General features: G+C 44.8%; 5 protein-coding genes. 2 read left to right on the top strand and 3 right to left on the bottom strand.

The features are described from left to right. Positions 1-144 (top strand): transposase (locus ACYTXL_RS24345; RefSeq protein WP_461926978.1); only part of this gene is annotated, 144 nt, incomplete at its 5' end. 51 nt (positions 145-195) lie between these two features. On the opposite strand, the gene ACYTXL_RS24340 is transcribed toward ACYTXL_RS24345, so the two are convergent. The 3 genes from ACYTXL_RS24340 to ACYTXL_RS24330 all read right to left on the bottom strand — a co-directional run bounded on the left by ACYTXL_RS24340 (position 196) and on the right by ACYTXL_RS24330 (position 1,765). Then, on the bottom strand, positions 196-321 hold the full coding sequence (locus ACYTXL_RS24340) for a glutathione S-transferase N-terminal domain-containing protein (protein WP_461926977.1): 126 nt from the start codon (positions 319-321) through the stop codon (positions 196-198). Positions 322-378: 57 nt separating this feature from the next. Further along, positions 379-915, bottom strand: a complete 537-nt coding sequence (locus ACYTXL_RS24335; RefSeq protein ID WP_461926976.1) for a peroxiredoxin family protein — start codon at positions 913-915, stop codon at positions 379-381. A 238-nt stretch (positions 916-1,153) separates the two neighbouring features. Continuing rightward, the gene (locus ACYTXL_RS24330; RefSeq protein ID WP_461926975.1) at positions 1,154-1,765 is read right to left on the bottom strand and encodes a peroxiredoxin; all 612 of its coding nucleotides are present in this window, start codon (positions 1,763-1,765) and stop codon (positions 1,154-1,156) included. A 131-nt stretch (positions 1,766-1,896) separates the two neighbouring features. On the opposite strand from ACYTXL_RS24330, the gene ACYTXL_RS24325 reads away from it, so the two are divergent. Continuing rightward, positions 1,897-4,014 (top strand): amylo-alpha-1,6-glucosidase, encoded by a 2,118-nt coding sequence (locus ACYTXL_RS24325; protein WP_461926974.1) that lies wholly within the window; start codon positions 1,897-1,899, stop codon positions 4,012-4,014. The last annotated feature ends 63 nt before the right edge of the window (positions 4,015-4,077 follow it).

The following is a 4,077-nucleotide window of genomic DNA, read 5'->3' as shown; positions in this document are numbered from 1 at the left end:
ATTCGCAAAGAATTTAAAGAGCATATTGACAAGTTTTACTGGAAACCCCTGTTTTGGTCTAGCTCTTATTATGTTGCGTCAAGTGGAGGCGCACCGATTGATAAACTTAGGAAATATATCAAAGAGCAAGACGCGCCAACTTAAATATTTATGGATTGGTTATTTCCACTTCGTTCCAATAACCCGCTCCGATCTCTACCCTATGAGTACATTGAGGGTAGGGACTGCCGCGATACGTTCAAACTCAAGTCTTTTTTCTAGCAGAGTAGTCCAGACGCGGCGCGAGTTGGGAGAAATCGGCGCATGGTAAAATGTCAACATGAGAAAAACTCACAGCTTTAAAAGTAGGGCTGACATTGACAATATTACACCTTATACTCAATTGAACTGTTTTAACAATATCTCAACACTAGCATTGTGATCCAGAAAAGAAAATGAATGCCAGTAGCGGAGTTTTCCTTGTTTATCTAATACAAACTGTGCTGGCAAAGGCGCTCCCAGAGCTTGTCCTACTTGATATGTACGAAACACTCGACAACTTGGATCACTAAGCAACGGCATTTTTAAACCTAAATCCTTCACAACTATTTGACTCTGCCGTTCATCGGTACTAGTAATCATTAAAACTTCTATGCCGCGATTTTTAAATTGTTCGTAGTTTTCATTCAAAGCTTTGATGTGAGGAAAACAAAAAGGGCAATATTGTTTTTCGGTAAAGATCCGAGTCAAGGCGAGTAACACTGGTTGGTTGCCTTTATAATCAGACAATTTTACTAAAGTTCCGTTGGTAATATCTGGCAGTTGAAAGTCTGGTGTTCCCACTCCCAACCGGAGTTGATTGCTAGCTGGAACTGGTAAAAAGTTGCGGAAGAATCGCTCATTTAATAAGCCACTAAAATCAGTTGAAGTAAGCATAATACCATTTGGGATTTGGAATTTGGGATTGTCAAAGAGTTACTGGATAAGCTTTTGGGTGCTTAATCTGTTGGAATAATTGTTCAAACTGGATTATTTAAATACCATTTTATGACAAAACCACAGATAGATACGGAGGTTAGCACTGTTTAATGTGTATCTCTGTTTATCTGTGGTTTTCATTAATTTTATTCTCAACTCCAACAGGATGGATTAGATATTTGCTAGCTAGCGAAATTTAAACGGCAGAGAAGTAGACTTTAGACTTCACTGGATCAGGATTCATTGTTTTGTCCCCAGGTTGCCAACCAGCTGGGCAAACTTCGTCGGGGTGAGACTGAACATACTGAATTGCTTGTAATGTCCGCAGGGTTTCATCAACGCTGCGACCAAAAGCTAGGTTGTTGATCGTGGCGTGCTGTATGATACCATCTTTATCAATGATGAACAGACCACGCAAGGCAATGCCTGCTGCTGGGTCAAGAACGTTGTAATCGGCACTAATCTCTTTCTTGATGTCGGAGACTAGAGGATAATTCAAATCGCCAACGCCACCAGACTTACGATCGCTTTGAATCCAAGCGAGGTGGGAGAATTCACTATCAACCGAAGCCCCAAGGATTTCCGTATTAATTTTATTGAATTCTTCGTAGCGATCGCTAAATGCTGTGATCTCAGTGGGACAAACAAAGGTAAAGTCTAGTGGGTAGAAAAACAGGACAACATACTTACCGCGATAATCGGAAAGTTTGATTGTCTTAAATTCCTGATCTACCACAGCCGTTGCTGTGAAATCGGGAGCTTGTTGACCAACGCGGAGGCTGACTTCGGTTCCGTAAGTAAGGGACATTAACCTAATTCTCCTTTATTTGTTTAGTAGCGTTAGAATTCGGGTCAAGTAAAACTCACCCATCCACGCTTTCACAGTTTAATTACGATCTGTTACGACTATATCATACTCATAACGATTTTGAGTAGCAAATGCCTGATTTAGATACAAGAGAATGGTTGATTACCAATGGCTTGGGAAGTTTTGCTAGTGGGACAGTTTCTGATGTCCGCACGCGCACTTATCATGGTTGGCTGTTTACTGCGACAAACCCGCCTTCTGGGCGGACTTTGCTGTTTTCGCACCTAGAAGCTAGCTTGGAAGTATTAGGCAGCGTTGTCGCACTGGGGACAAACTTTTGGGGTAACGGTCAGATTGAGCCGACAGGCTACCAACGGCTACGTTCTTTTGATATTAACCCAGTTCCAAAATGGATTTGGGGGCAAGATAACTGGCAGTTAACTAGACAATTGCTAATGCCCTATGGTTGGGGAGAGAGTAGCGAATGGGGACAAGGGGAGATAAGCAATGCCCCATACCCCATGCCCCATGCCCCTGGCCAATTTTGCGATCGGATTTTAATCAACTATCGCTACGAGGGAAGTCATCCAGCGATTTTACGGCTGCGACTGTTGATAGCAGAACGTGACTTTCACCACCAGCAGACTGCTAGCGCCAAATTACACTTCTCACAATTGCTAGGGGAACAACAAGTCTGTCTGCAAGCAATCAATTCTGGGCGCTTCGGTATACCTTGGCACTTGCGCTGGACACAAGGAAATTATCAACCAGATGCAGTTTGGTATTGGCATTATGGATTGCCTGAGGAGACGAAACGGGGATTAGGCGACAAGGAAGACCTCTACAGTCCTGGTTACTTGATAGTCACACTCCAACCAGGAGATGCAGTGACTCTAGAAGCACGAGTAGGTTTTCCCGACTCAATGCTAAGTGTTCTCACACCCAAAACCTTTGCAGAAGCCGTGGAGGCAGAGCAAAACCGGCTCTCACAGATTTTTGGATGGGGAGAGAGGGGCGGAGGGGCGGAGGGGCAGGGGAGCAGGGGAGCAGGGGAGCAGGGAAATAATTACGAATGTCCAATGCCCCATGCCCACTCCCCACTCTGGCAACAACTACTCAAAGCAAGCGATCAGTTTATTGTCTATCGAGCCTCAATTGCAGGCCCGACGATCATTGCTGGTTATCACTGGTTTAATGACTGGGGACGTGACACCTTAATTGCCTTACCGGGGTTGGCACTAGTTCCCCAGCGCTTTGACCTAGCAAAAGGGGTATTGCAAACTTTTGGGTATTACTGTCGCCAGGGTCTGATTCCTAATGCATTTCCTGATGTCGATGGCGAACCAATTTATAACAGTGTTGATGCGGCGTTGTGGTGGATTGAAACTTTAGGACTTTATCTAGAAGCTACCCAAGATTGGGATTTTTTGGCAGAGCAATTCCCGATAGTACAGCAAATCTATAAAGCATTTGTCGGTGGTACACATTTCAATATCCAGGTCGATGCTACCGATGGGCTAGTTAGTTGGGATGCTCCTGGTGTAGCCCTCACCTGGATGGATGTAGTAATTGGGTCACACCCCGTTACTCCTCGTTACGGTAAGCCAGTGGAAATTAATGCGCTGTGGTATTCTGCTTTATGTTGGCTGAGTCAGTGGGCAGAACGATTGAGCCAGCTTGACTACGGTTCCTCAGCGCGTCTCACTAAGCAAGCACAGCGTTATACTCAACAAGCAGAACACGTAAAAACCTCGCTGCAAAAGTTCTGGAATCCTCAGCTGGGTTATCTGTACGATACTATTGAGCCGGACGATCGCCGGAATTTTCAAATTCGTCCCAATGCCGTTTTGGCGCTGTCACTGCAACATTGTGGGTTTTCTGTTCAGCAAGGGTGTCAGATATTAGATTTGGCAACTACCAGCTTGCTTACCCCCTATGGTCTTCGCAGTCTCGATCCAGGAGATCGCGAATACAAAGGGAAATATGAGGGCAACTCAGAGCAACGCGATCGCACTTATCATCAAGGCACTGTTTGGGCTTGGCTAATTGGCCCATATATTCGGGCTTGGCAACGCTTTTATCCACAACAATCGTTGCCTTTTGATTGGCAACCCCTGCTAGAGCACTTCCTATCTGACGCTTGTCTTGGTTCTATTTCTGAGATTTTTGATGGCGATTTACCTCATACACCCAGAGGTGCGATCGCTCAAGCTTGGTCAGTTGCCGAAGTCATCCGCCACATTAAATAGTGCTGAGTCTATCTAACAAATGGCGGTTAATTATCCCAAAAAGGTGGTTTTGATCCCAAAATC

Source organism: Nostoc sp. (genome assembly GCF_054880495.1).
Note: the sequence above shows the minus strand (reverse complement) of the source record. Positions and strands in the feature narration are given on the sequence as shown.

Coding starts and splice junctions, on each gene's coding strand:
- ACYTXL_RS24340 (WP_461926977.1), bottom strand. CDS start 321: ATGTTGACATTTTACCATGCGCCGATTTCTCCCAACTCGCGCCGCGTC.
- ACYTXL_RS24335 (WP_461926976.1), bottom strand. CDS start 915: ATGCTTACTTCAACTGATTTTAGTGGCTTATTAAATGAGCGATTCTTC.
- ACYTXL_RS24330 (WP_461926975.1), bottom strand. CDS start 1,765: ATGTCCCTTACTTACGGAACCGAAGTCAGCCTCCGCGTTGGTCAACAA.
- ACYTXL_RS24325 (WP_461926974.1), top strand. CDS start 1,897: ATGCCTGATTTAGATACAAGAGAATGGTTGATTACCAATGGCTTGGGA.